Source organism: Lapidilactobacillus luobeiensis, assembly GCF_024345205.1.
GTDB lineage: Bacteria > Bacillota > Bacilli > Lactobacillales > Lactobacillaceae > Lapidilactobacillus > Lapidilactobacillus luobeiensis.
Genome location: NZ_BROC01000020.1, coordinates 1 through 25136, shown reverse-complemented (window position 1 = coordinate 25136; position 25136 = coordinate 1). Strand labels below are relative to the sequence as shown.

General features: G+C 48.1%; 20 protein-coding genes and 1 riboswitch. Of the genes, 9 read left to right on the top strand and 11 right to left on the bottom strand.

The genetic code is table 11. The annotated features are described in order from the left end of the window. Positions 1-392: 392 nt before the first annotated feature. Positions 393-581: riboswitch (Lysine riboswitch) on the top strand. A gap of 243 nt (positions 582-824) precedes the next feature. From OCU21_RS07570 to OCU21_RS07560, 3 genes are all read left to right on the top strand, one after another. Further along, a complete protein-coding gene (locus OCU21_RS07570) occupies positions 825-2411 on the top strand; it encodes an ABC transporter permease subunit (protein WP_261806834.1) in 1587 nt (528 codons plus the stop codon). A 10-nt stretch (positions 2412-2421) separates the two neighbouring features. After that, complete coding sequence (locus OCU21_RS07565; RefSeq protein WP_261806833.1) at positions 2422-3162, top strand: amino acid ABC transporter ATP-binding protein; 741 nt, start codon at positions 2422-2424, stop codon at positions 3160-3162. 928 nt (positions 3163-4090) lie between these two features. Then, complete coding sequence (locus tag OCU21_RS07560) at positions 4091-4531, top strand: hypothetical protein (RefSeq protein WP_261806832.1); 441 nt, start codon at positions 4091-4093, stop codon at positions 4529-4531. 200 nt (positions 4532-4731) lie between these two features. On the opposite strand, the gene OCU21_RS07555 is transcribed toward OCU21_RS07560, so the two are convergent. The 4 genes from OCU21_RS07555 to OCU21_RS07540 all read right to left on the bottom strand — a co-directional run bounded on the left by OCU21_RS07555 (position 4732) and on the right by OCU21_RS07540 (position 10457). After that, positions 4732-7911 (bottom strand): AAA family ATPase, encoded by a 3180-nt coding sequence (locus tag OCU21_RS07555; RefSeq protein ID WP_261806831.1) that lies wholly within the window; start codon positions 7909-7911, stop codon positions 4732-4734. Continuing rightward, on the bottom strand, positions 7908-9032 hold the full coding sequence (locus OCU21_RS07550; RefSeq protein WP_261806830.1) for an exonuclease SbcCD subunit D: 1125 nt from the start codon (positions 9030-9032) through the stop codon (positions 7908-7910). The genes OCU21_RS07555 and OCU21_RS07550 overlap by 4 nt, the downstream gene beginning before the upstream one ends. A 2-nt stretch (positions 9033-9034) precedes the next feature. Beyond that, positions 9035-9946, bottom strand: a complete 912-nt coding sequence (locus OCU21_RS07545; protein WP_261806829.1) for an HNH endonuclease — start codon at positions 9944-9946, stop codon at positions 9035-9037. Between the two features lie 187 nt (positions 9947-10133). Beyond that, entirely contained in the window at positions 10134-10457 is a 324-nt protein-coding gene (locus tag OCU21_RS07540; RefSeq protein WP_125599293.1) for a hypothetical protein, read from the bottom strand. A 259-nt stretch (positions 10458-10716) separates the two neighbouring features. On the opposite strand from OCU21_RS07540, the gene OCU21_RS07535 reads away from it, so the two are divergent. Further along, on the top strand, positions 10717-10965 hold the full coding sequence (locus OCU21_RS07535; protein ID WP_125599289.1) for a hypothetical protein: 249 nt from the start codon (positions 10717-10719) through the stop codon (positions 10963-10965). 396 nt (positions 10966-11361) lie between these two features. Here OCU21_RS07535 and OCU21_RS07530 read toward each other — a convergent pair whose 3' ends face one another. The 4 genes from OCU21_RS07530 to OCU21_RS07515 form a co-directional block, all read right to left on the bottom strand. Next, the gene (locus OCU21_RS07530) at positions 11362-11493 is read right to left on the bottom strand and encodes a hypothetical protein (RefSeq protein ID WP_261806828.1); all 132 of its coding nucleotides are present in this window, start codon (positions 11491-11493) and stop codon (positions 11362-11364) included. Between the two features lie 48 nt (positions 11494-11541). Continuing rightward, on the bottom strand, positions 11542-11949 hold the full coding sequence (locus tag OCU21_RS07525; RefSeq protein WP_261806827.1) for a hypothetical protein: 408 nt from the start codon (positions 11947-11949) through the stop codon (positions 11542-11544). Beyond that, positions 11946-13424, bottom strand: a complete 1479-nt coding sequence (locus OCU21_RS07520; protein ID WP_261806826.1) for a hypothetical protein — start codon at positions 13422-13424, stop codon at positions 11946-11948. The genes OCU21_RS07525 and OCU21_RS07520 overlap by 4 nt, the downstream gene beginning before the upstream one ends. A gap of 185 nt (positions 13425-13609) precedes the next feature. Then, positions 13610-15802: an ABC transporter ATP-binding protein/permease gene (locus tag OCU21_RS07515; protein WP_261806825.1), complete on the bottom strand. Its 2193-nt coding sequence runs from the start codon at positions 15800-15802 to the stop codon at positions 13610-13612. Between the two features lie 558 nt (positions 15803-16360). Between OCU21_RS07515 and OCU21_RS07510 the strand changes: the two genes are divergently transcribed. Further along, positions 16361-17014 carry a helix-turn-helix domain-containing protein gene (locus tag OCU21_RS07510; RefSeq protein WP_261806824.1) on the top strand — a complete coding sequence of 218 codons (654 nt, stop codon included), beginning with the start codon at positions 16361-16363 and terminating at the stop codon, positions 17012-17014. Between the two features lie 1228 nt (positions 17015-18242). On the opposite strand, the gene OCU21_RS07505 is transcribed toward OCU21_RS07510, so the two are convergent. Next, positions 18243-19406, bottom strand: a complete 1164-nt coding sequence (locus OCU21_RS07505; protein WP_261806823.1) for an alpha/beta hydrolase — start codon at positions 19404-19406, stop codon at positions 18243-18245. 272 nt (positions 19407-19678) lie between these two features. Between OCU21_RS07505 and OCU21_RS07500 the strand changes: the two genes are divergently transcribed. Further along, positions 19679-20206, top strand: coding sequence for a TetR/AcrR family transcriptional regulator (locus OCU21_RS07500; protein ID WP_261806822.1), 528 nt, complete (start codon positions 19679-19681; stop codon positions 20204-20206). 122 nt (positions 20207-20328) lie between these two features. Here the strand turns inward: OCU21_RS07500 and OCU21_RS07495 are convergent, their stop codons facing one another. Next, a complete protein-coding gene (locus tag OCU21_RS07495; protein WP_261806821.1) occupies positions 20329-20694 on the bottom strand; it encodes a hypothetical protein in 366 nt (121 codons plus the stop codon). 134 nt (positions 20695-20828) lie between these two features. Here OCU21_RS07495 and OCU21_RS07490 point away from each other — a divergent pair, with 134 nt between their 5' ends. The 3 genes from OCU21_RS07490 (at position 20829) to OCU21_RS07480 (ending at position 23587) form a co-directional block, all read left to right on the top strand. Then, positions 20829-22115, top strand: a complete 1287-nt coding sequence (locus OCU21_RS07490; protein WP_261806820.1) for a replication initiation factor domain-containing protein — start codon at positions 20829-20831, stop codon at positions 22113-22115. A gap of 99 nt (positions 22116-22214) precedes the next feature. Then, positions 22215-22457, top strand: coding sequence for a DUF3173 family protein (locus OCU21_RS07485; protein WP_261806819.1), 243 nt, complete (start codon positions 22215-22217; stop codon positions 22455-22457). Beyond that, positions 22454-23587: a site-specific integrase gene (locus tag OCU21_RS07480; RefSeq protein ID WP_261806818.1), complete on the top strand. Its 1134-nt coding sequence runs from the start codon at positions 22454-22456 to the stop codon at positions 23585-23587. Before OCU21_RS07485 ends, OCU21_RS07480 begins: the two co-directional genes overlap by 4 nt. A 149-nt stretch (positions 23588-23736) precedes the next feature. Here the strand turns inward: OCU21_RS07480 and OCU21_RS07475 are convergent, their stop codons facing one another. Then, positions 23737-24384, bottom strand: a complete 648-nt coding sequence (locus tag OCU21_RS07475) for a helix-turn-helix domain-containing protein (RefSeq protein ID WP_261806817.1) — start codon at positions 24382-24384, stop codon at positions 23737-23739. Positions 24385-25136 lie beyond the last annotated feature (752 nt).

The window sequence follows — 25136 nt, the reverse complement described above, 5'->3', positions numbered from 1 at the left end:
TATTGTTATCCACCCGCATAGCGGGTGGTTTTTTGTTTCGCGCGCTTCGCGGGCTCAACTGGGTCTAAAGACACTAATAGAAGCTCCGGCAAAAGCCGGAACTAAGGCGGGCACTTATTAGTTATAGTTTACCTCATTTTTAGAAAAAAATGTGAACGAACTCCAACTTACTATCAATAATCTCTTTAAAATTTGGCCTCATGCTGGGATCGATCTCTATTTCGTTTTTCGGCGCGGTTTGATTTTGGAAAACCGTTCAGTTCAGATCTTGTAAGACTGCCCACTACTTCGTTCACCACAAATTCAGTGATCATTGATCGCCAGTTGCGCAAATATTTTCCTTGACAGGGTAACGAATAACTAGTAGGATAGCAACTAAGTTAAAATGCCGCAAAGCAAATAGAGGTCGCATGAATCACCAACCTCGGGGAGTGTCCAAACACGTTGAACCGAGCTTAAGGAGGATTGCCGAAATCTGATTCCCGTTTGGCCGCGAATCAGGTTGGGCCAACAGTTAAGAGCTGTTGGACTGTCTCGAACTTCAGCGTTTTCGTTGAAGCTTGAGGAGCGCTATGATTTTGGGATGATTCGCCGGGCAACCGCGAGTGGTCATTCAAGAATAAATTATGGACAAGACCTTTATTGAATTTGATTTCAGTAAAGGTCTTTTTGTTGGCTCTTAACCAGAGAGTGCGCAGCACAACAGGGTGACTTTGAGCATTAGCCTAGCAAGGATTTTGGAAGCTGCACTTCGCTTCCGGAAGCCTCGCGTAGCTAAGCGGAAAAGTCAGTTGCGCGAGCACGATTACATGGAGGAGTTCATCATGAAACATTTGCGTCAAGGGTTGATTGTTTTAGGTTTGATTTTAGTCGGTTGGTGGGCTTTACCTGCCAACGCCAGTCAGGCCGCCAGCAATTCAGATACGTTCAAGGTCGGGATGGAGGCGGGTTATCCGCCGTTCAACTGGACTCAGACGGACGCCAGCAACGGCGCAGTCCAAATCGACGGTTCCTCAGCCTACGCCGGCGGTTACGATGTGCAAATGGCCAAGAAGGTCGCCCACGCCCTAGGCAAGAAATTGGTCGTGGTCAAGACCAGTTGGGACGGATTAGCGCCGGCCCTGACCTCCGGCAAAATCGACGCGACCATCGCCGGCATGTCGCCCACCGCGGAACGGCGCAAGACGATCGACTTTTCCGACACGTATTACGCTTCACAATTGGTGATTGTCGTACGCAAGGACAGCAAATACGCTCAGGCCACCAAACTCAGCGACTTCAGCGGCGCCAAATTGACCGGGCAGTTGAACACCTACCATTACACCGCTTTGAGCCAGATCAAAGGCGCGATCAAAGAGCCGGCGATGAAGGATTTTCCGGCGATGCGGGTGGCTTTGGAATCCGGCACCATCGACGGTTATATTTCTGAGAAACCAGAAGGCATCAGCGTCACCGGCGCCAATCCCAATATGACCATGGTCGAATTCAAAGGCGCCCAAGGGTTCAAAACCAAGCCCGAAGACACCGACCTTGCCATTGGCCTGCGGAAAAATGATCCGGACAAACTCAAGATCAACGCCGCCTTGGCCCAGATCTCGCAAAAAGAACGCAACCAATTGATGACTGCCGCGGTGGCGCAACAACCCCAGGCAAAATCTCAAGGCAATTGGGTCGTTAGTTTACTGAAACAATATGGCGGCATGTTAGCCAGTGGGACGGGCATCACCTTACTGATCTCTCTGGTCGGCACCATTGTCGGCTTCGTGATCGGCTTGTTAGTTGGGATCATTCGCACGATCCACCGGAGCGGTTCCGCTTGGCGCCGCGGTCTACTGCGTTTCGTTGACTGGCTGCTATCCGTTTATATCGAAGTTTTCCGCGGCACGCCAATGATCGTGCAGGCCGCCGTCGTTTATTACGGCGCCGCGCAAGCGTTTGGCTGGAATATGAATCGGTTGGCCGCCGCTTTGGTGATCGTTTCCGTCAACACCGGCGCTTACTTGGCCGAGATCATGCGCGGTGGCATCATCGCCGTCGATTCCGGTCAGTTCGAAGCCGCCCACGCGCTGGGCATGACCCATTTGCAGACCATGAACAAAATCATTTTGCCTCAAGCGATCCGCAATAGTCTGCCTGCAGTGACCAACGAATTCGTGATCAACATCAAGGATACTTCGGTGCTCAGCGTTATTTCCGTTTCTGAATTGTTCTTCCAAGGCTCAACCATCGCCGGCCAGAACTTCCAATTCTTCCACACCTACCTGATCATTTCCGCGATCTACTTGATCCTCACCTTCACGATCACCCGGATCCTGCGCTGGGTCGAACGGAAAATGGACGGCCCGCAAAACTACAATTTGATGGCCAATCAGAACCAAGTCACTAATCCCAAAACTAGCCTGACCAATTAGGAGGTTCCCCATGACAGACGAAATTCTAGCAGTTACCCACTTAGAGAAATCTTTCGGCGACCACCAAGTCCTGAAAGACATCAATTTACAGATCCGCCGCGGCGAAGTCGTCACGATCATCGGCTCCTCCGGCTCAGGCAAATCTACCTTGTTGCGCTGCATCAACTTGTTGGAGCAACCCACCCAAGGAACGATCACCTTCCACGGCGAAAATATCCTAGCGCCGAAGTTTGATATCACCGCCTACCGCGCCAAGGTCGGCATGGTCTTTCAATCTTTCAACCTTTTCAACAACCTGAACGTTTTACAAAACTGCATGGTCGGGCAAACCACCGTTTTGAACCGCACCCCTGAAGCGGCCCGCGAAATGGCGCTGGCCCAATTGGAGAAAGTCGGCATGACCCCTTATGTCAACGCCAAACCCAGTCAACTTTCCGGCGGGCAAAAACAACGGATCGGGATCGCCCGCGCGGTCTCGATGAGTCCAGAAGTCCTCCTGTTCGATGAACCAACTTCGGCGTTGGATCCGGAAATGGTCGATGATGTGCTCGATTCAATGCGGGCCCTGGCGCATACTGGCTTGACCATGGTTTTAGTCACCCATGAAATGGCCTTTGCCCGAGATATTTCTGATCACGTGGTCTTCATGGATCAAGGGGTCATCGCCGAAGAAGGCTCCGCCGAGGAAATCTTCACGCAACCGCAAAAACCACGGACACAGACGTTTTTGAAACGGTACCTACAGCGTTGATTAAAGTATGATGTCCGTAGCTTGGGTGAGCTCGCTGTGGGCGCTGTTTTAAGCCTCGCAAAAACCGCGAGTCTTAAAATCAGGCCTTGGTCTAAGTGGCAAAGCCACTAAACGTGTTCGCTGACCTAGCTTCTTCCGCTTAGCTACGCAACTATTCCGGAGGCAAAGCCCAGCCTCCAAAATAGTTGCTAGGCTAATGCTCAGAAGCTGCCCAGGTCGGCTCGCACTCTCAACCATTTCACAGCGATCTCACCCCGAATCGTTCCGCTCCAGCCGCTAAACGTTATAATAGTCGTTTGAGCACTCACGCCGACTGGCAAGCTATGGTCAATTGATGGGGGACCACGCACTTGACGACCATGGCTTGTGAACCACGACTGCTTGGGTGGGTGACACCGGGATCGTTTGCTTGAAGAACCAGTGGCAGTCTTGCCGCAGATAGTCCGATTCTGCTAGTCATAATTAAGCGCCACCTCTAAATCTAGTGCTCATCGAGCCACAGCCGCGGCAACTCGCTGTGGCTTTTTGTTTGCCGTCGGTCTGCTAAAAGCTTTACGATCATTAAATGAACGGCCACTCCTCCAATTACACAAATGCGCAAGATTATGCGATTTTAATTTAAAAATAATAAATAAATTATATTTATTATTGAAAGCGCTATCCATTTGGGATATGATTACGTTGTTGCCACCAATCTGGCGATGATTTACGGGCTATTTTTGTTGCCAAAATTCATTTATATTTTTGAGTCCTAATGGGCACTGTGAGTTATTAAATAGTGACCAGTTCGAAACAAAAAAAGGCGCACCTCAGCTAAGTCAGTTTTATTAACGGCTTTACTCACTCGACTACTTTAATGCGTACTTGATCTACTCCCCTGACCAAAATAAAGTGGTATCAAGCAAAAATTATTGGAGGTTAACAAAAGATGATGAAGGAATATTTTATAATGGGCAAGGTCTACTTTATCCTTGGTGTGATTGCATTAATTGGCTGCTCCATTTGGCCAGGACTTAGGGGCTATCCTGTCTATAAGAGCGACTATCTCTACATTATTCTGCTGTTCTTTATTTTATCGTTAGGTTATCACTACAGTTATTTCAAGGAACGAAGCGCGCAACAACAACTGGTAAGGTATCGGAAGATCGGAGGGGCTTACTTGATTGGAGGGTTGCTGCTGTTCATTGTTACCTCTGTTCTGGTGGCTCAGGATGCTAAGGAGTTTCCTGACCTTGGAATCACTCTCGCTAGTAGCCCCCTGTTCTATCTCAGTCTTTTCTTCCTTGCGCTAGCTGGCATCATTTTTTTCCTCGGTGCTCAGGGTCAGAAAAAGAGTAATGCAGCAAAGATAACGAAACTAAGAAAGTAAAAAAGTAAAAAAACAGTCTAAGGTTGTTGATCATGTCGGACCGATCAACAAATCTTAGACTTTTTATTTACCCAAATTATCAAATAACAGGGCCAGCCAGTTGGATGGCTGCTGAGCATTAGTCGAGTTAAACCTAAAAATCAAGCGTGATCAGCCTGTTTCCGCGCCCTAGGCAACAAGCGCAACTTTACAAGCAAGCACTATCCATCACTTTCTGGTTCGTCGGCCAAGCGGTAGCGGATATGGCTTTCCCCATTACCATTGGCGACCACTTGTAGTTGGCTGGTGATCTGTAACTGCAATTCCCGGACATGGCTGATGATCCCGATCAGGCGTTGCTGTCCTTCTAAACCGGTCAAAGCGGCGATCGCCGTTTGTAACGCCTCTTCGTCCAGCGAGCCGAACCCTTCATCAATAAAAAGCGTGTTGATCTCGATGGCGCCGGTTTGTTGCTGCACGACTTCGCCCAAGGCTAACGCCAGCGACAGGGCCGCGATAAAGCTTTCGCCACCTGACAAAGTGCGCACACTGCGGAATTCGCCGGTATAATCGTCATAAACATTCAATTCCAATCCAGATTTCTTCCGCGCGGCTTGGAGTTCATCATCAAGCGCCAATTGATAGCGGCCTTGAGTCAACTGGTCCAAGCGGGTGTTGGCGACTTTAAGCACTTCTTCCAGGTACATCCGTAAAACGTAGCGCTCCAGTCCTAACTTCTGACTGCCCACGCCGCGGGTCACCTCCGCCAATTCCTGTAATTCCGTCAAATCTGTCAACTGGTCCAGCGCCGTTTGGATCCCAGTCAACAACTTCTGTTGTTGACGCTGTTGCTGCGTTTGCGCTGCCAACTGATCACTCAAGGTCGTCAAGCGTGCGCTGGCATTGGTCGCATTTGCCTGCAGGACCGCCAGATCAGGTCGTTGTGGCGTTGCTGGTAATTTGGCCACGACTTCACCAAGCAGTGTGCTTAATTTCAACTGCTGCTCATCATAAGCCTTGAGCTGAGCCGTCACCTGTTCTTGTTGCTGACTGGCGGTCAATAGCGCTTGATAAGCTTGGTCTTGGGCTGTGAAATCTGTCAAGGACGGCCACTGTTGGTTAAAAGCGGCCGCCAATTGTGTCTTTAACTGGTCAACTTGCTCCTGCGCTACCGCTAGTTGCTCCGTGAATTGTTGATCATTAGCTTCTTGGACTTTCGCCTGTTGCAACAACATCTGTTGCCGCTCATTGACCGTTTGGACTTGCTTTTGGTAAACGTCAGCTTGTTTCAAGGCCTGATCCAGGGCCTGTTGTAGCGCCTGAGACGTGGCAAAGTCCGCCGCCAAACGGGCTTTCAAGTCGGCCAACTGGGTTTGTTGCACCGCTAAGGCCTGTTGCGCTTGATGCAATTTTTCCTGATCAGCTTGAACCGCCGCTTGGGCCCGATCCACTTGTTGGCGCAATTTTTCTAATCGCTGGCCAGCTTTTAGACTGGCCCGTTGCGCCGCGGCCAATTCTTGCTGAGCTTGATCGATCTTAGCAGCTGGCGCCAGCAGTAAACGAGCCCCCACCTGATAAAAATCCGCCGCCAAGTCCGGCGCCAGCGCTAACCAAGCAGCCGCTAATAATTCTTGACGAAGTGTTTGAGCGCCAGTTGTTAGGGCGGTAGTTTGTTCCGTTAACTTATTGGTCAATTCCGCTAATTCGTGCTCTTTGGCCAAGGCGGCACGACTGGCCATTTGCCGGGCTTGATCGGCTTCATCTACCGCTGCTTCGGTGACGGTACTGGCCACCGCCACCGCTGGCGCGGGATGTTCACGGGAACCACAGACCGGGCAGGGCGTTCCTGGCAATAGATCTTGACTCAGCCGGGCGATCTGTTGCTGGGCAAAATCGCTTCGTTGGCGCTGATAAGTTGCCAAAGCACGCGCCGCCACTGTATTCAACTCAAACTGTTCTTGACTTAATCTCTTTTGTTGACCTTGCCAATCCTGTAACTGTTGTTGGGCCTGTTGCAGTTGCGCCAATTGTTTTTGCCAGTCTTGTAATTGATTTTGTCGGGTCAATAACATCACTTGTTCCCCAGCAAAGTCAGGTTGTTGCGCTTGGGCGGCCGTCAAAGTCGCCAACTCGTGGCGCTGCCGCTCCAGTTTGGTCATTGCCGCGCTGACTGTCACCTGCTGTTCTGCCACTTGAGCCGCCGCCTGATCGCGAGCGCTTTGTTGCGCGTCGACCGCTTGATAGAGTGGTAATTGACTCTGCCATTGTTGGATCTGTGTCTGCAATTGCGCTTGTTCTGGTTGGGCCGCCGTTAGTTCCGCCTGCTCTTGCGCCAAAACGGTCTGGGCTTGCGCATTTTCTTGGCTTGATTTGGCGTTTGCGGTCAACCGTTGCCGCCAGTGGACGACTTGATTTTGCGCCGCTGTGAATTGTTGCTGTTGCGGTAAACGTTCTCGCGCCCATTGCCAGTCTTGAAGCTGTTGCCGCCAGAGGGCCACCGTCGGCGCTTGGGCGGCTAATTTGGCTTGCTCCTGCTTTAGCTTTTCCTGTTGCGCTAACAAAGCGCTGACTTGTTGCCCCTGTTGTAACGCCGTTTGGGCAGCGGCGCTAACTTCAATCTGAGCATCCTTTTGTTGTTTGAGTTGGGCCAATTTTGCTTGCTGGTCTTGCAGTTGGCTGGCCAACAACGCCGCCTGTTCAGGCAAGGACGTGGTTTCCGCCGGCGCGCCATCAGCTGGCCACAGGACCTGTTGCAATAACGCCTGGATCCGTTGCGTCGTGGCCTCGTTTTGTTTGCGTTGATCTTTATACGATTGTTGCAAAGCGTCGATCCAGCGTTCATAACGCTGGGTTTGGAAGAGGTTGCGCAATACTTGTTCCTTTTGATCACTGTCACCATCGAGGAAGTTGCGGAAATCTCCTTGCGGCAACAAAATGATTTGCCGAAATTGGGCCGAGTTCATTTGTAGAAGGTCAGTCAAAAAGAGATTGACCTTTTTGACTTGGAGGATCTGATTTTCTTCCACTTGCAGGGCGGCGTCTTGGAAAACAGTCAAACTGGCTTGGGTCAACATTTCCGTCACGCCGCTGCCCCGCTTCTTGTTCTGCGTCTGGGCTGGACTGCGTAATACCTGATAGAATTTACCGCGATGGCTGAAGGTCAGGGTCACTTGGGTCAGGTCTGCCGGGGTGGCGAAATCAGAGCGCAGATCCTTATCCTGGCGTTGCGGACTGGCAGCATCGCCGTAAAGCGCGTAGACCAACCCATCGAACAAGGTCGATTTGCCAGCGCCGGTCGCCCCGCTGATCAAGAACAGCGGTTGTTGTTCGAACCGACTGAAATCGACGACCTCATGACGATAGGGACCGAAGAAGTCCAGCGTCAATTTGATTGGTTTCATGAACGATCCACCTCCTTCAACGTTTCCGCCGCCCAAGTCTGCTGGGCCGGCGTTAACGGCTTATCTGTCAACTGCTGATAGAAATCCGCCAACAACTGTAACGGCGCTTTGATCTGCGCCTGCGTCAAGTGCTGCCGCTGCGCCAATTGCACGCTTTGCTCCCGCTGCATCGTCAAGAAACGCGGAAATTGCGCCTTTAGTTTCCCGCTGGCGTTACTAATGATATTCGTGTCTTGCAAAACGATCCCGGTATACGCCGTCTGATCGATCTGATGTTGGCGTAAGTAGTCAGGATCACTCAAATCCGCAAAAGCACCACGAATATTTTGAACATCGTGGAGCGGGGTGACCGGTCGGAACTTGACGGTTAACGCTGGCGTCGTTTCCACAATCAAAACCCCCTTGGTCTGATCAACTTCTGAAAGCGAAAACTTGTTCAACGAACCGCTATAACGGACCCGTTCGCTGTGTAGCGCGTTCTTGTTGTGGATATGTCCCAAGGCCACGTAATCGAACCCCGCCAATTGATCCAGTGGCACCGCGTCCAAGCCGCCCACCGCCACCGTGGTCTCCGAGTCCGAGTGGGTGCTGCCCGCCGCAAAGAAATGCGCCACTAACACATGTTGCAAGCCCGGCGTAAATTGCGCCTGCATCCGCGCCACCAACTGGGTCATCGCTTGGGCCACGGTATGGATACTGTCATCTTGCAGAAATTGCCGCGCCTGAAACGGTTCGAAATAAGGCAACAGGAAAAATTGCGTGTCCCCCAACGTTAGCGGCTGATCCACCGAGGCCAAAGTCGTCCGCAAGAAATAGTCGGTTTCGGCGAACCAATCGGCGCCCACACCTAAACGGACGCCGCTATCATGATTGCCGCTGATCACCAACAACGGCAGTTTCAAGCTCAAATTCAACTGTTGGATCGTGGCATCCAGCAACGCCACCGCCGTTTCGTTAGGATTTTGCCGGTCATACAGATCACCAGCAATCACGATCGCGTCCACTTGTTCCTCCTGGGCGATCGTCGCCACCTGGCTCAAGACCGCCGCCTGTTCCGCCAACAAATCGTAACCGAACAAGCGCCGCCCAATATGCCAATCCGCCGTTTGTAAAAATCGCATGCCTATTCCTCCATTTCCGCCAACAACCAAGCCTGATAATGGCTGATCACATAATCGTGCCGCAACTTGATCCACTTCTGATATTGACTGTTCTCACCATCGCGCAATCCTTGCAACAACTTGATCTGTTGCCGCAATGCTTGGGCGGCGGGCGCCATGACCTGACCATGCAAATGTTGCTCCACCGCCAATTTGGCTTGAACGCGCTCCTGACGCTGGCGCAACGCCGTCAACGTCCGCTCAGCCGCCACCAATTTGCGGAGCAGTGGGGTCACTTCCTGATTCCATTGCACGAACAGCGTATAGGGCATGTCCCCCTTCAGCCGGTTACACTCGCGACAGGCCAAGGTCAAATTTGCCCACCGATTATCTGCCGATAACGCCACCGGATCCTTGTGATCCACACTATCGCCATAACGACCGCAGTATTGACAATGATAGCCGAATTGTTCCCGCACTCGCTGACGAGTGGCATAATCCAAGTCATTTTTGTCAAAAAGGTCTGTGATATCACAGCCTAGCCGGCGCAGATCTTGCGGCAGATCCCCGCTCAAATTCACTTGAGGTCGATCCTGCCAACCAATGATCCGCTGATAAAAATCCTGCCGCCGCGCCGGCGTTTGCCAAACCACCGTCAAGGCGTCAAACGCATTGATCACACTAGCGCAGGCTCGCCGCTGTTGCTTGTTCAGCGCCAACGGTTGTGGTTGCGGCAAGTCCGGCGCTAATTCGCTTTGCCCCAGAAACTGCCCCGAACGCGCCTGCGCCAAAGCCGCGATCTGCGCGTTGCCTAATTGTCCCGGCTTGATTCCCCGTTGCTGGCACAGATCACAAATACTGGTCAACGCCGTCGCGCTGACCTGAAAATGCTGTTCATTCAAATCTAACCCACAATAAGCACAGCGCAATTTCATCCGCGCCACCTCCCTCACTTCGACTAACCGTGATTCCATTACAAACTGCGACTAACCATGATCCCATTACGAACTGCAATACAGCGCAGATCCTCAGCAAATAACGACAGCCCCGCGGATAACAAATAAACCAAGTCCCGCGATTCCTGAACTTGGTTTACGCCGTCTTGATTTGACTGGAGAACCGCTAAACAAAATCGTCGTAGACGATCTCCACCAGTTGCTTCTTGGTCGCAAAATTGACTTGATAAACACTTTGCTCCAACGCCTTTTGATATTCGTCCAAAACATCATGGGGCAGTGGCGTGACTACCGCCAACTTGGTGATCACCTCATGGGGATCATTGACCGCGCCAAGATCCACGAACAAGTAGATCTTGGTCAGAATATCATGGAGTAGATCTGTCATCACCGCATTCGGTTTTCCGTTCAAATCGGTCAGCACCACTTGTTCTGGCGCTAAACTACGGTGATTCACAGTAATAAATTTAAGAATTTGAAAAACATTCATCGCATTGACCTCGATTAGCCCATTTTCTTTTAGTTTAGCACAAAATCCGGTCGCGACCCATGCTTTCACGAACTTTTTGCAAGCGCCGTCTTACGCGCCCGAACAGCAACCCCTTAATAAAAAGCTAAAACCTTTAACTGCTGTTAAGAACCATCTATCTTTCTTCAAAGTAAAAACACGTCTTACTGATAAAAACGGTCCCAAATCGGTCATGATTCTCGGTTATGCTATTACCATGCTCAATGAAAGGATGATAGTTATGTTGATCAATGACAGCGAGCAAATTACGACAGTTCAAATCAAAACGATCAAGAACGCCAAAAACATCGAATGCGAAACCGAGGACGGCCAAACCGTTAAACTTCACCTCACCAAAACCCAGAAAAGTGACTCACTCTTCTGGTGGACCCTCTTTAAGATCCGCGCCGCTCAACTTTGGATCCCGATCCAAACCGCGACCCAAACCCTACTCGCCTTCGATTGGCTCAGTGAGCCCGTTCTGAACTAGTCCTTGCTCGACCTAAAAATCGAAAAATCAAAAATGTCTGCCTAGCCGCTCCTTGCTAGGCAGTTTTTATTGAGAACGTCCTCTTCATCGTTGCAACGGAACCCAATCCAAGGCAATTTAGATCAACCTATTTCACCCCACCAAAGTTAAGTACGCAAACCCGTCGTATTTGTCCGAAACTTCTGGAAATGAGCTGATAAAATAATCCCAACGCGCGGCATTGACAGCTACGAACAGCCAAAATACCGGTCAAGATCCTGGCAAACTCTGTTCAAACTCTTGTTAAGGCGCCTGTTCAAGTGCTTACTCCGTCATTCAAGCAAATGATTTTGAGCAAAATAAAAAGACCACCACTAAAGTGCGGTCTTCCATCGTCAGCGTCGGAATGGACACTGCTTACTTGTCAGCGTCAGCCAACTTCTTCAAAGTTGCTAAAACTTGATCATTAGCTTTGATGTTCTTCTTGATGTTAGATTGGTTGACTGGGCGACGGTTGCCGTCGATACCAGTATGCAAATTTTGCGACATGATAAACCTCCTTGCTTATATTCAATTAATTCTATTGCATTTGGCCAATTAATTCAAGTCCCAGGTCAATTTCTCCTCACCATTCGAATAAATCAGCCGCACCGCGAATTTGGCGTCCGCAGGCACTTTGCTGTCGTTGGGGCGCGTGATCACGGCATTTTTCGTATCCTTGTGGTAGGTCAGGATAAGATCACGCTTAGGGGATTCCCAAGGTAGAAAATGCCGAGTATAAATTTGATAGTCATCAGATCCGGAGATCTCCGTGGTCAGGAAAACATTTTTAGCGCGGGGATGGATCACGATCCGCATTTTCCCTGCGGTGGTTTTCGTGCTGACGGTCACGTCTTGCATCGACGTTGGGCTTAATTTCGAGCTCACTCGCAATAAAACCACGACACCCACGATCAAGATAATGGGAACCAACACTAGCAGACTAATTTTAACTTTTTTCTTCAAGATGTTTTCTCCTTGTCGACCCGGCCGCTAACGCCTACCCGGTCAAGATAAGAGCGGCCCCAACAGACCACCACGATCAAGATCGTCAACATGATCAGCGCGATCAGCCCTTGATCAGACCAGGTGAACAGCTGGGTAAAATATTGACTCAGGCGGAGCCGCCCGAGCACTTGCCACTGGACTAGCGCCAGCAATCCCTGAGTCCCTAAATAAATAATAGTCAGTTGACTGACCAGTAACCAAGTCATGATTTTCTTTAATTGAACGCGATAACTAGCTAAGCCCACCAAACTGGCGAGCTCCGCCTGATACCGCCGCAAATAGTGGCGATCACTGCCGATCAAGCTCAACAGCAACGCCCCCATAACCAACAAAGTGGTCACAACAACGATCAACAATAACAGCCAGTAGGTTCTTGCCAATTCACCATGGGTCTGGGCGTAACGTGAAATTTGGAGATACTGCGGATAAAGCTTGGCAAGCTGCTGGCTGACTTTTGGCACCGCCGCCGCGTCACGGGTCACGACCAACATGCCCGTTTTCCCGATCCCGATACTTTTTAAATAGGCGGCATAGGAGCCAACTAGTTTCTGAGAATAGTCCTTGGTCGCTTGATTGGTCGCGAAGGACTGGCGGAAATTCTGATAGGTCGCTTGCGTCCGCAATGTTTTTAGGGGATCTTCTGGATGATATGGCAAATACAGCGCAAAAACTCTTTTGGGACCAATTTGTTGTTCGGCCCACAAACTCGTCCGATGATCCGTGCGGTAAGTCCCACTGATCTGGTATGTTCGCATTCGCCGTTGACCCTTTGCTGTCAATACCGGTAACTGCACTGATCGCGCGGCACGGTCCCCGTGATCATAGGCGGCGTTAAAGAAATCAGGAACCAGCAGTTCATTGGCCGCGCTAGGATAATGGCCGCTGATGAGCTGAATATTTTGTGGGTTATACGCCTTGAGTTGCGTCGGCGGTACTTGTAAACTTTGAAAGCCAAAGTTCAGCTGCGACGGTGCCGTCGCAAAACTCCGATAACGCTGAAACACCGGGGGTAACTGATTTTGAGCCAAGGACAATTGTAATTCATTGCCGTTAGCGTCGAGAATGTAGCGGGTCGTTTCCGCGGGCAGGGCTTGCTTGACCAAGGGTAAGTCTCGCACTTGATCATAATCTCTTTGCGCGAAAAACAAGCGGTTTCGATCGGTACTGACCTCGATGCCCTGTTGATTCAGGCGCTCTTGTTCATGAGGCTTCAACGTCTGCGCATCAAGGTAGATCGCATTAGGCGCCAGCACGGTAAAATGCTCGCGAAAACTCGTCAGCGTCACCTGCCTGATCCCCAGCAAAACCAGCAATAATGTGGTGAAGAGCAGGATCTGCGGTAAACTAAGTCGTAATAGCGGTTTAATAAACAGCCGCAATCTCATTTTGACTGTGGTCCGCTGACGAGATGATGCCTTTGACGCCAATTTCATCTGCTCTCCCCCCTAATGATCCGCCCAAGCGGCGCTATTAACGCACAAACGCAATACTACTCTTATCATAGCGTTCCAATGATACTTTGGGAAGTGTCTATTCAGGATTTCACCGCTGCTCAGTTTGATCCCCGTCTGCTCCTGCAAGTTCGGATCCGGCTAAAGCGCCGCCGCGTGTGCCAGCCTTATTTCAGACTCTCACTGAGCCGGTTTTTTCTGATCACCGTCAGTCCCCAGAGAACCGAGAAGAACATCACCAGCAACAATACCAGCAAAATGAGACCCTGATTCGACCAGGTATACAGATCAACGAAATAGTTCGCAAAAGAGAACCGCTGGATCAAGAACTGATGTAGCAACTTGACCACGAGCAACGCGCCGAGATAGATCAAACCCAATTGGCTGATGATCTCTCCAGCAATGATCCTTTTCACATCACCGCGTTGGTAACCTAAACTGATCAGGATCCCCATCTCTTGCCGGCGATGACGCAAACTCTGCTTATTCAGGAAGACAAAAATCACGATCAATAGCGCGGCCACCACCACGATCCCCGCCACCAGGATCAGTAACAATTGACGATAGGTCGTCGCAAAATCACCATGACTCAAGGAATACTGCGACATCTGCTGATAAAGCGGATATTTGCGCGCCAATTCTTTGGTCAGTTGAGGGATCTGCGCCGCGTTCCGTGCCACGATCAACATGCTTGGTTGCCCCAGACCCATACTTCGCTGATACTGCTCGTAAGTGCCGACCAATTTCTGGGAATAGGCCTTCGTCGCCGCGTTGACCTGATAACTGTCCTTCTTTTCCGCATAAGCCTTGCGGGTAAGTTGAAGCGCCAGCTCATCGATTTGATGATAGGCCGTGTAGATCGCAAAAGCCGGCCGGTAATTAAGATCCACATTGGGTTGGAGCTGACGGCGATAGTCGGTTTGATAAGTGCCGCTGATTTGATAAGCCTTCGTCACAAATTGAGCCTGCTCACTCCGCACATGCAAACGCACCCGCTGGCCAGAACGCCCGCTTTGAACTAAATACTCCTTAAAGAAGTCAGGGACTAGGATCTCGTTGGCCGTAGTGGGGTAGGTCCCACTTTGCAAGTTGATTTTTTGCGGATCATAATAGTTAAGTTTGCTCGCAGGAAGCGTCAGGCTTCGAAATGCAAACAGTAATTCTGTTGGCGCTGCAATATAACTGGGATATTTTTTAAAAGTCGCCGGCAATTTATCCTTGGCTAAAGACTCCTGTAGTTCATTGCCTTGCAGATCCAAGATTAACTGACTTGTATTGAATAAAAAAGCCTGCTGCACTTGAGGAAGACGGCGCACTTGATCAAGATCTTGCTGGCTGAAATACAACCGGTTTTGATCAACGCTGGCGTCGATACCCTTTTGACTGAGTCGTTTTTGGGCTGATTGGGTCAGAGTTTGCGTGTCGATTTGGATCACATTACTGGCAAAACCTTGAAATGTTGCCGTTATATCACCGAGCAGCACTTGCTTAAGCCCAGTCAAAATCAGCATGAACACGGCCAAGATCAAGATTTGAGGAATACTAGCTAGGCAAAACTGTCGCCACTTCTGCAAAAGGTCAACCCAGATGTACTTGAGTCGAACTTTCGCTGGCGTTTTGGGTCGCGCTGGCGCTGGGGACAACGGGACATCAGCCGCTTCAGATACCGGTGGAAAATGATCTGGTATTGATGACGGCACCACTGATGATTCCGCTTGCAACTGGCCATCCTGGAGACGAAAGATTTTGTCTGCATAAGGTAAGACCCGTTCATCATGAGTCACGATCAAGATCCCAACACCACGGCGCTTGATTTTAGCCAAATAATCGAGCAGTTCTGTGGTATGACGCTGGTCTAAATTCCCCGTCGGCTCATCGAGCAGTAATAGCTCAGGCTCATTCAATAATGCGCGGGCGATGGCCACGCGCTGTTTCTGACCACCACTGATATCCCGTACTTTCGCGTTGGCGATTGCCTGGATCCCCAATAGTTGGAGCAACTGTTCCTTACGCGCCTGGTAATCGCCGTTATAACGCCGTTCCGCGAACTCGATATTCTCGGCGACGGTGAGATCCGACAATAGTTTGAAATCCTGATAAACCATTTGGATCTTGTGACTACGTAGCCCAGCCCAGTTCGCGGCAGTCAAAGTCTGCGCGTCATGACCATTGATCAAATACTGGCCGGAATAACGCTGATCACTACCAAAAAGAAGATTTAAAAGCGTAGACTTGCCGGCGCCACTCTCCCCGACGATCGCGCTGATCCCCGCATCAGAACTAAAAGACTGCGTGACCTGATCGAGAATAAGTTTCTGCCCATACTTCTTAGTCAGGCGCCTTAGCGTCAATTCTAACAACGATGTTTTCCTCCTCTGTCCCATTTTTGAGCAGGCCAGTCGCTATCCGTTTGATACACAATACCTGCTGGTCAGTTTCTAAAACGCTTGCTAGGCTAATGCTCAAACTCTACCCGGGTCAATTCTCGCTCTGTTCTAAACGCGTTCATTGACCCAGCGTTTTCCGCTTAGCTACTCAATTGTTCCGGAAGCAAGACCAGCTTCCAAACCAATTGCTAGGCTAATGCTCAAACCCTAACCGGGTCAATTCTCGCTCTGTTCTAAACGCGTTCATTGACCCAGTGTTTTCCGCTTAGCTACTCAATTGTTCCGGAAGCAAGACCAGCTTCCAAATCAATTGCTAAGCTAATGCTCAAACCCTAACCGGGTCAATTCTCGCTCTGTTCACCTTAGCATCTTGCAAGGGGTTTTAGAAGACGGTACAATTAAGAATGTTGATAAGACGGGGATGACAGATTTTGTGTCCGAAGATTTACGGCGAGCACAGCTGTCTTTTCGTCAATTATCTATATCAGACAAAACCTTAGCGGAGAAGATCAGGGATCGGAGAAGTTTCAGATGCTAACCTTTGGAGACCGGCTCAAGCAACGGCGACAACAGCTTCAGCTCACACAAACAGAGCTGGCTCAAAAATTGAATGTCTCCCGTTCAGCAGTCTCTAACTGGGAGGTCGGGCGCAACTATCCTGATCTGGAGGTGCTGATCAGTTTAAGCCAGCTACTCGAAACCTCGGTCGACTGGCTACTTAATGACACCAAACCACCAGTGATCAACGATCAGCCTACTGCCGCTCCACCGCTACAACGTAAAAAAACACGTAAATCTATTATTTTCCTGCTCATTGGTGGTCTTCTGATCGCACTTTATTTACTGGTCCATAATATCAGCACGATCAAACAAACCATTTCACCGATCGAGACTTCAGTCACGCTGATTCGCGCCAGTGAGCGCGATCAATGGGTGCCGACTCGCTGGAACGGTTCTCCTCACCCAAAAAGCACCCCGCTCAATCCCCAGCGGCTCCTGATCAACGCCGCTGGCAATTCTGGAACCATTCAAGTCCAAGTTTCCGACGCCACTGGTAAATTCCACACGCCCGCTTTTATTTTACCGCCCGGGCGCACGCGTCAACTTAAACTGACCGGTGGAAAAACCCATTACCGCATCCGGATCAAAGCAAAACCTGGTCAATATGTATTGAACCTGCGCTAAGTACATTGAAAAAGTCAGTAGCCCACGAGTCGACCACTCGTTGCTACTGACTTTTTTAGCGCTCTAGGCTCTAGATCGAACGATTGATTGATCCTCGTCCAACGAGCAAGATAAAGATTATTAAGATACTGCTATCGATTTCTGCAAGTTCATAACTTGGGATACTCTGAAATTTGTTCATTTACGTATTTGTGGATTTCATGAAAAATCTTCCTAGTTATTTTTAAATAGTTGCGTCACTATTATGGATACAAAATACCATGAAATATCCTACATCGCTAAATATCAGAATTACAATTTCCGGAACGGCTGTGAAACGGTCTTTAACGGCATCACGTCGTTCAGCAAGCTGTTTCGCGGGAAAACATTCAAATCCATGTGGGGGCACAGCCATCATCGTTTTATATAACGTCAATGTGGTAGCGCGCCTCAAGAAGCGGTTTACATCAGGGTTCGGTAAGTTAATCACTCGAGAACATTATTTCCCGGGAAATAAATAACTCGTTCGACTAACTCACAGAATCCAGCAACAATACGCTTTATAGCATGGGTAGTTATACTAATATCAGATATATTGCTGTCAGGAAGTGCCACTGCTGTGCCACCCCAATATATAGGACTGCCGTTACTTGGGCAGTCTTATTTATTTTTGGCAGTGGTACCAGTCTATTCGACTCAATAATTATTCTCCTGTTCGTTGAAAGCTTTACTAAAAAGCATCCCACATTTAAGTGAGATGCTCGACTTTATAGATCTTGGAGAAACATTTCAGTCAAGTAATAACTTGACCAGAATTCCTGCCAGCAGGAACAATCGTAATTTGAAGAGGCGGTGCTTGTCTTATCTTTGTCGCTCTCATCATAATCAGAAGATGTGGTGCTCGTCCTATTCTTATCCCTCTCATCGTCCAAAACGCATGCTCCTTTCGTTTGAAAATCATTGAACAAGTTGTGACTCAATAATTCCATTCCTCCAATTGCTTATTGACATGTCTGACTAACCTAATTCGTGCTTGTTGTTTCAGATGTTTTTGAAATACATTTTCTTTGCGGTTGTCATTACCTTCGGGAACAAATCCATGAGTTGCACCCTTTAAGTGAGGATATTCATGTTAATACCTGCCTCGTATTGCTTTAAAAGATGTTCACATTGATCTTGTGAAATATGATTCGACCTAATTACTAAAAAGACTGACAAATACTTTTCCAGCACGTTCAAGATTCCTTCACTATTCTTTAATAGTCAAACCATCGATTTTCTTGGCATCATTACTCATTAAACTGACCACTTCCTGCATGTTGATTCCATGGTTAGCAAACGGAATTTTGACCAGTTTTGCATGACCGCCAGCCTTGTTAAGCTTCCTAACAAATTTTTCAGAACCCGTGACCGTCACTAAGGAGTCCTTTTGCCCATGGATGATATATACGGGAGGAAACTTATCGCTAATGTAGTTTTCAGGCGACACCGTTTCCAGTCTATCTCTGTGTGTTGTCAAACTGCCACCAATATATTTTTCAACGATTCCAGGGACAACACTACTGCTTAAATAACGACCATTCTTGGCTGTCCACGTCATATCAAGAGCAGGATACATTACGTCTACTGCATCAGGAAGTGGTGCGTTTAATTTGCCACTTGAGACTAATCCCGTATAAAGCAGTGCCAGTTGCCCACCTGCAGATTCACCCGATAAGAGAATATGGTCACTATCACCGCCGTAGTCCGCGGCATGACTTTTTATCCATTTGATGGCATCGATAATATCTTCTGTTGCAGTTTGCCAATTTGGCTGCCCATCGGTTGCTAAACGATAGTTGATGCTGAAGGCGACATATCCTTTGTCAGCCATTGCGCGGTGCAGCCAAGCTGATGACTCTGAGTCACCAGAGGCCCAGCCACCACCATGTATATAGACATAGACGGGTTGCTTATGTTTAGTTGATTTTGATTTATTCTTATAGATAGACACAGTCAAATCTTTACCGTTTTTGTGTGCATAGCTAACTTGTGTGTCAGGCTTTGCTTTCATAGAAATACTTTTATCTCCGAGTAGGCTGACCTCACCACCATTTTTCTGCACAATATGTTTTTCTATCACCCACTCTGTTCCACCAACAAGCAGTGCCGCCACGGATACTACCGCTAGTGTGATGATAAGCTTACCCGGTTTCATTTTTTGTTTGATTATCCATCCAATAAGTCCTAGCGATAGGATTGTTAAAAGAATCAACAGTATTAACAGATGGCCCGCGGTTAACGGGAAGAAAATACTACTAATTTGGGTCGTGATTAAATGATTGGGACCCAAAATAAAGAGAAACAGCAAAAGGCATAACGAGGCCAATATGATTCCAAGGATTTTACCCACTGTAAACAGCTTTTTTTTCATAACGTTCTACATCCTATTTCAAATTTTTATCTAGCTAGTCCAGATACTACTTGTCCACACATATCGACAGACTTCATCATCAATTCCAATCCAAAGCAGCCAAATGATATCATGATCACCTTTGCAACGAGTAGTCCTAACAGGAACTGCTCTTTCATTACATAAACTCTATGCCGATTCGACTTTACAAGTGTAACATAGCTTGATATGATAACTGTACATTATTGCGCCATAACGACAAAATGAAACAACAGAAGGAGGTTTGTAAAGACATGAATAATACACAAAAACAAACCTTCGCCAAAAACGAACTGACAAAGGCTTTGTTGGTATTGCTGAAGAAAAAGGAGTTAGATCAAATTACAGTCAGTGAGCTGTCTAGAGTTTCACAAATCAGCAGAGTGTCTTTCTACCGAAATTTTCAAGATATGGAAGCTGTTCTAGCCGGTTATTGCAATAAAATTATCATGGATTGGTATCATCAAAACGAAGTCCATTTTGAACATGAACGTCAAGATTTTGGCAGGAATGACGAACTCTTAGCTGGAATATTTCAGCATTTGAAGAGTAACGAGGACTTCTATAAACTGTTAAATCAGCGGGGGTACCTACGTTTAATCGTTCCAGTTCTCAAGAGAATTCTGTTGAACAAACGTGCAGGTAATAATTACGAAGTGTATCTAGAGTCGTTTTATCTGTATGGCATGTATGGATGGATTAAAGAATGGCTGGATAGAGGCTTGGTAGAGTCGCCAAAAGAAATCGAAATTTGGTTAAAAGCAAGAACAATCGAATTGTGAAATTCTTTTTATTGTAATCTTACCCCCGCTACGACCATAAAATTGTATGACCATAGCTGGAGTTAGTTACGATCAGTAATAATTCGAATATTGCTTTGCTGGGAACAACTTAATCTAGTTTATTATCCAATATCGTCATTCGTTAATGCAGATTTGATTTCGTTATCTTGGTATGTTTGTATGGCTTTGATTTCTTGGTAAATATGGTGGATTTCCTTAATTGGTAATTCTCGATATTTAGATTGTTTCGTAATTTGTCGGCCATTCTGATCTGTCTCCGGTTCACCGTCTTCATTAACAGGTGTGTACGGGCGGAAGTATTGCATGATTTGGTCAAGCTGTTCCGATAATCCGTCTAGTTGTCGCGGTGAGAAGTCACCCATCATGTGCATTACTCTACGTATCTCTGTAACCTTTGGCATATATTCATCAATTCGATCAAGAACGGCCGCGGTATCTCCAACCGCGGTCTCTTTTTCTGTCCGCAAAAGCTCTAATAGGGGGGCGATAGTATGACACAATAAACCTGCTAGGTAGAAAAAATCCGCGTCATACCGGCATTTTGCAAGAAATATCGGGCAAACTTGACGCCAAATTAGTTCACATCGAAAGGAATGGTGAGATGAAAAAGGATTTAACGTTAGTTAATCCGCAACAGGAAACATGGCTTAATGATCTGGTCGAGTTCCAAGACGCTTATGGCGTGATACAGCAACAATTAGCCGATACAACGGGATATAGCCGTGAGTATATCAACGCCTTGATTAGAGGCCGAAAACAGCTCACAGCGCAAGCTAGGGCTAAACTGATGACAGCGATGCGGACACTGACCAAACGGAACAACTTAGATTGCTGTATCGACTACTTCCGCGTGACCTTTAAGTCACACGATGCCGAAAACATCATTCGACAGGTATTTCAAATGAACCCAGACCACTTCCGCCATGAAGATTGGGCGTTTTACGGTTACACGCACAAACTGCTATGCGCCGAGCTGACGGTGATGCTTTCACCACAACCAGAACGGCACCACGGTGAATCCGAAGAGGACTGGCTAAAGCGCGATAAAGGCACGATGATTGAGCTTAGCGGCCAAGGCTGTCGCTACCTTGAGAACTACCTGAGAGGACAAAAACGGTCGTGGTACGATGTCTTCTTGGCCTGCCAAGAACTTGGTGCTCATTTCAAGCGCATCGACCTTGCCATCAATGATCGTTACGGCGTTTTGGATATCCCAGAACTGATTGAGAAGTATCGGCGCGGTGAATATCGGTCGCGCTTCAAAGGTGGCAAAATTCACCGGTCAGATCGTGACCATAAAGAAGGCAATACCTTGGAACTGGGTTCGCGTCAAAGCGGTGTGCACATGGTGATTTACGAAAAGGACTTTGAGCAGTGGCAACGGCAAAATGGCTTGCAAGAAGACAAACTCCCGATTGAAGAACAGCCAATCAAGAATCGCTTTGAGGTGCGGTTGACTGATGAGCGTGCCGATTCTGGAATTGATGAGCTGTTGGCAACGCGCGATCCTGAAAAGGTCATCTTCGGCATCATTAACCATTACATCTGCTTCCTGACGCCGACTAAGAGCAAGAGTAAGCAAAGTTGGCCGATTGACCCACGGTGGGCAACGTTTATTGGCGCTAACCGCGACAAACTTTCCCTGACCGTTGACCCCCAACCATTCGATTTTGAAACCACGATTGGCTGGCTCAAAAAGCAAGTGAGCTCCTCGTTGAAACTAATCGTAATTTTAGACGAGATGTTAGGAACGAATACACTCGATGAAATTATTGATGCTGGCAAACTTAGTCCACGACAGGTCGACTTGATTCAACATTATCAAAATAGCAACCGTGGTGTGTACCTAGACGATTTTGAAGCAAAAGAAAAACAAAGCAACGAATGAACGCGATTGCCGCGCTGACCCGAAACTTTGCCCTAGACAAGCTAAGTATATCACGGTCAGTAAATCGCGGCGATCTCCAATTTGAAAAAGGAGAACAGTATGCCAGCATATCTGACCCTGACACGGGCTGATTTAGTGAAGTTGGGATACAGTCCAGCGCAAGCAAGTCGTATCATCAAAATGGCGAAAGAGTTGTTGCTCAAACGTGGTCTTGGATGGTACGGTACGAAAGGCGTAGACCGTGTTCCAGTGGAAGCAGTAGACGCAGTATTAGGCTTGAAACTAAGCCAACTTGAGGGTGCACCAAGTGGCCTTTCCGCAGTTAAGGAGGAACTATCTTGACTACGAAAGACCCGATTACCAAACAAGCGGATGGCACGTTTAGCTTCCGCGTGAGCTTAGGAACTGATAAACGGACTGGCAAACGAATTCAAAAGCGTGCCAGTGGCTTCAAGACGAAAACGGAGGCGAAAAAAGCTAGATTAGCACTGTTGGCGGCTGGGGTCGCCGATCATGAGGATATTAAGAAGACTCGTTTTGGCAACTTCATGGAAGACGTATTCAAGCCTTGGTACAAAACCCAAGTGAAACCACGTACCTACCGCCAGCGACTGGTCTTGATGAACAGCGAGTACCTGACTAGGTTCAATGACATCATCATTGACCAAATTCGGCCGATTGATGTGCAACATTGGCAAGTCAGCGTGCTCAAAGATTGTCAGCAATCCTATGCACGAACTATCAATATTATGTTAGGCCAAGTGCTAGAGCGAGCCAAGGCACTTGGTATCATCACTGAAAATCCTGTGCGGATCGTTGGCCTTATCAAGAAGAAGAAAGCTAAGATCCACTTCTGGACACAAGCCGACTTTCAAAAGGTACTCGAAAAAATGTGCACCGATACGTACACGGGACGCTTTGATTACACGGTATTGTGGTTCATGTTCATGTCCGGCTTGCGTAGCGGTGAGGCACGGGCACTAAAGTGGACAGACATTGATCTCGAAGCTAAGACTGTGAACATCAACAAGACGATGGACTATCACAACCGCAACTGGTTTGAGACACCAGCGCCTAAGACTGCTGCTAGTCATCGCACCGTAGCGCTTGATGATGATACTGTGGCGTGTTTAGGCGCGTGGCAGTCCGCACAAGCAGAAATGGTGCAGTCCGAATGGGTATTCTCACGTGATGGGATTCCGTGTTCCGACCAGCAATTCATTGATGTCGTGGACACGTACAGCGAAGCGGCCAAGGTTCAGCGAATTACCGTGTACGGACTCCGCCACTCGCATGTGTCACTCTTGATCAGCCTCGGCGAAAATCCACTCCAGATCAAAGAACGTCTGGGGCATGAAGACATCGAAACGACGCTCGGTACTTACGGTCATCTCTACCCCAACAGTAACTTTGAAGTCGCAAAAAAGCTCAACGGGATCTTCTCCAAGGAAGTGCCAGATGAGCCAAAATAATTTGAAAAGGGTCAAAACTGTGCCACCGTAAAATCGGTGAGTGCGTAAACCCTGATACCACGGGACAAATGCGAAGTGCGCCATTGTTCCCGGGAAATAATGTGCGTTTGGTCGGATTACGTCTTAACAGATTAGCGCCGACCACTAAATCAGTGGCAATTTAGGATGTATCTGCCTTGAGGTAACTTGACTTTAACCCGAAAGGCTTGTCGTGACTTAACGTTCAGTTTTCGCTGCTGTCCTGGTTTAAGGCTAAAAGATTTTCCCAGCGCTTGACCGTTTCGATCGACCAGGCGCACCCTGACTTGACTGGTGCTGGCGACATGATTAGTTAATGCCGACTTTCTGAAAATCGAACCCTCAACCAGTGAACCTTGGTCCCAGACCACAGTGGTCCACACGTTAGCCTGACGTTTCTTAATAGTCAACCCGGCCGACCAATTAGGTGAGAAAAACCGATTAACAGCATCCACATCCTGATAAACCAGATATGCGGTGAATACTGATAACGCAAAGAAAACAGGAACAATGATCCGTAAGGCAAGCTTTCTTTTCCGATTGTTGTGTTGTTCGCGACTAATTGTTGCCACCATTACAGGCGCCTCCTTGATTAATTGATCAACGGAGATTTGGAGAACGCGACTTAAACTGACCAGCATATCCAGATCTGGGTAGCTTCGGCCAACTTCCCAACTGGAAATAGCTGAACGCGAAATATTTAGTTGGTCAGCAAGTTCCGCTTGGGTCAGGTGGTGTAAGTGCCGGACCTGTTTCAAATTCTCACCAAAAGTAGTCATAATCCTAACCTCCACTATTGTTATCGCAATAATCTCAGGAAAAGTCGAGCTTGAGTCTGAGTCACAGTGGTCTTTAGCAAAATATCCAGTGATACAAATACTGCCATTGTTGATTTCACGGCTTCTATTATCTATTGTACCTCACCAATTTGTTAGGCGCCGACATATCGAAGATGGTTGTGTAATCATTATGAGTTCAAGGGAGATCAGTAAAAAAGTAGCAGAAACGAATTTATAGTTATGTAAACATTTGTTGGGAACAGAACGAATCATCAAAAAATTTCCCTAGTTCATCAGACAGGCTGTGCTAGTATCACCGACCTAATAACCACTAACCACAGTTATTAACTATGGTAGGCCAGATCAACGAGACACGGCTTATTGACCGACGAGATTGCTTAGGCTAGAAAGCGTGATTGACTTCGGCAAGTACTTGACCGTTTATGAATAAGTTGGCGACTACTCCGAAAAAGTGCATATTCAAATTCTGACCCAAATACCTGAATAACAACCATTTCATTCTTCTAGACCCATTCAAGACCACTTGCTGACCAGAAGAATATCAAAAAGAACCGAAACAAGTCGGACTAAATCGTCTGCGCCTGTCTCGGTTCTTTTTTAAACGTGCGGCACACAACTGACTGCTGTGCTTAACTACGCAATTGTTTCGGAAGCGAGGTACGCTTCCAAATCACTTGCTAGGTTAATGCTCATAAGCAACCCGACTCGCTTGCACTCTGTTCTTAAAACGT

What these genes read in the sequence shown, in the direction of transcription:
- OCU21_RS07510 (WP_261806824.1), top strand. Translation starts at nt 16,361, where the DNA reads ATGCTAACCTTTGGAGACCGGCTCAAGCAACGGCGACAACAGCTTCAG.
- OCU21_RS07555 (WP_261806831.1), bottom strand. Translation starts at nt 7,911, where the DNA reads ATGAAACCAATCAAATTGACGCTGGACTTCTTCGGTCCCTATCGTCAT.
- OCU21_RS07540 (WP_125599293.1), bottom strand. Translation starts at nt 10,457, where the DNA reads ATGAATGTTTTTCAAATTCTTAAATTTATTACTGTGAATCACCGTAGT.
- OCU21_RS07520 (WP_261806826.1), bottom strand. Translation starts at nt 13,424, where the DNA reads ATGAAATTGGCGTCAAAGGCATCATCTCGTCAGCGGACCACAGTCAAA.
- OCU21_RS07550 (WP_261806830.1), bottom strand. Translation starts at nt 9,032, where the DNA reads ATGCGATTTTTACAAACGGCGGATTGGCATATTGGGCGGCGCTTGTTC.
- OCU21_RS07530 (WP_261806828.1), bottom strand. Translation starts at nt 11,493, where the DNA reads ATGTCGCAAAATTTGCATACTGGTATCGACGGCAACCGTCGCCCAGTC.
- OCU21_RS07500 (WP_261806822.1), top strand. Translation starts at nt 19,679, where the DNA reads ATGAATAATACACAAAAACAAACCTTCGCCAAAAACGAACTGACAAAG.
- OCU21_RS07565 (WP_261806833.1), top strand. Translation starts at nt 2,422, where the DNA reads ATGACAGACGAAATTCTAGCAGTTACCCACTTAGAGAAATCTTTCGGC.
- OCU21_RS07545 (WP_261806829.1), bottom strand. Translation starts at nt 9,946, where the DNA reads ATGAAATTGCGCTGTGCTTATTGTGGGTTAGATTTGAATGAACAGCAT.
- OCU21_RS07535 (WP_125599289.1), top strand. Translation starts at nt 10,717, where the DNA reads ATGTTGATCAATGACAGCGAGCAAATTACGACAGTTCAAATCAAAACG.
- OCU21_RS07475 (WP_261806817.1), bottom strand. Translation starts at nt 24,384, where the DNA reads ATGACTACTTTTGGTGAGAATTTGAAACAGGTCCGGCACTTACACCAC.
- OCU21_RS07505 (WP_261806823.1), bottom strand. Translation starts at nt 19,406, where the DNA reads ATGAAAAAAAAGCTGTTTACAGTGGGTAAAATCCTTGGAATCATATTG.
- OCU21_RS07490 (WP_261806820.1), top strand. Translation starts at nt 20,829, where the DNA reads ATGAAAAAGGATTTAACGTTAGTTAATCCGCAACAGGAAACATGGCTT.
- OCU21_RS07560 (WP_261806832.1), top strand. Translation starts at nt 4,091, where the DNA reads ATGATGAAGGAATATTTTATAATGGGCAAGGTCTACTTTATCCTTGGT.
- OCU21_RS07570 (WP_261806834.1), top strand. Translation starts at nt 825, where the DNA reads ATGAAACATTTGCGTCAAGGGTTGATTGTTTTAGGTTTGATTTTAGTC.
- OCU21_RS07485 (WP_261806819.1), top strand. Translation starts at nt 22,215, where the DNA reads ATGCCAGCATATCTGACCCTGACACGGGCTGATTTAGTGAAGTTGGGA.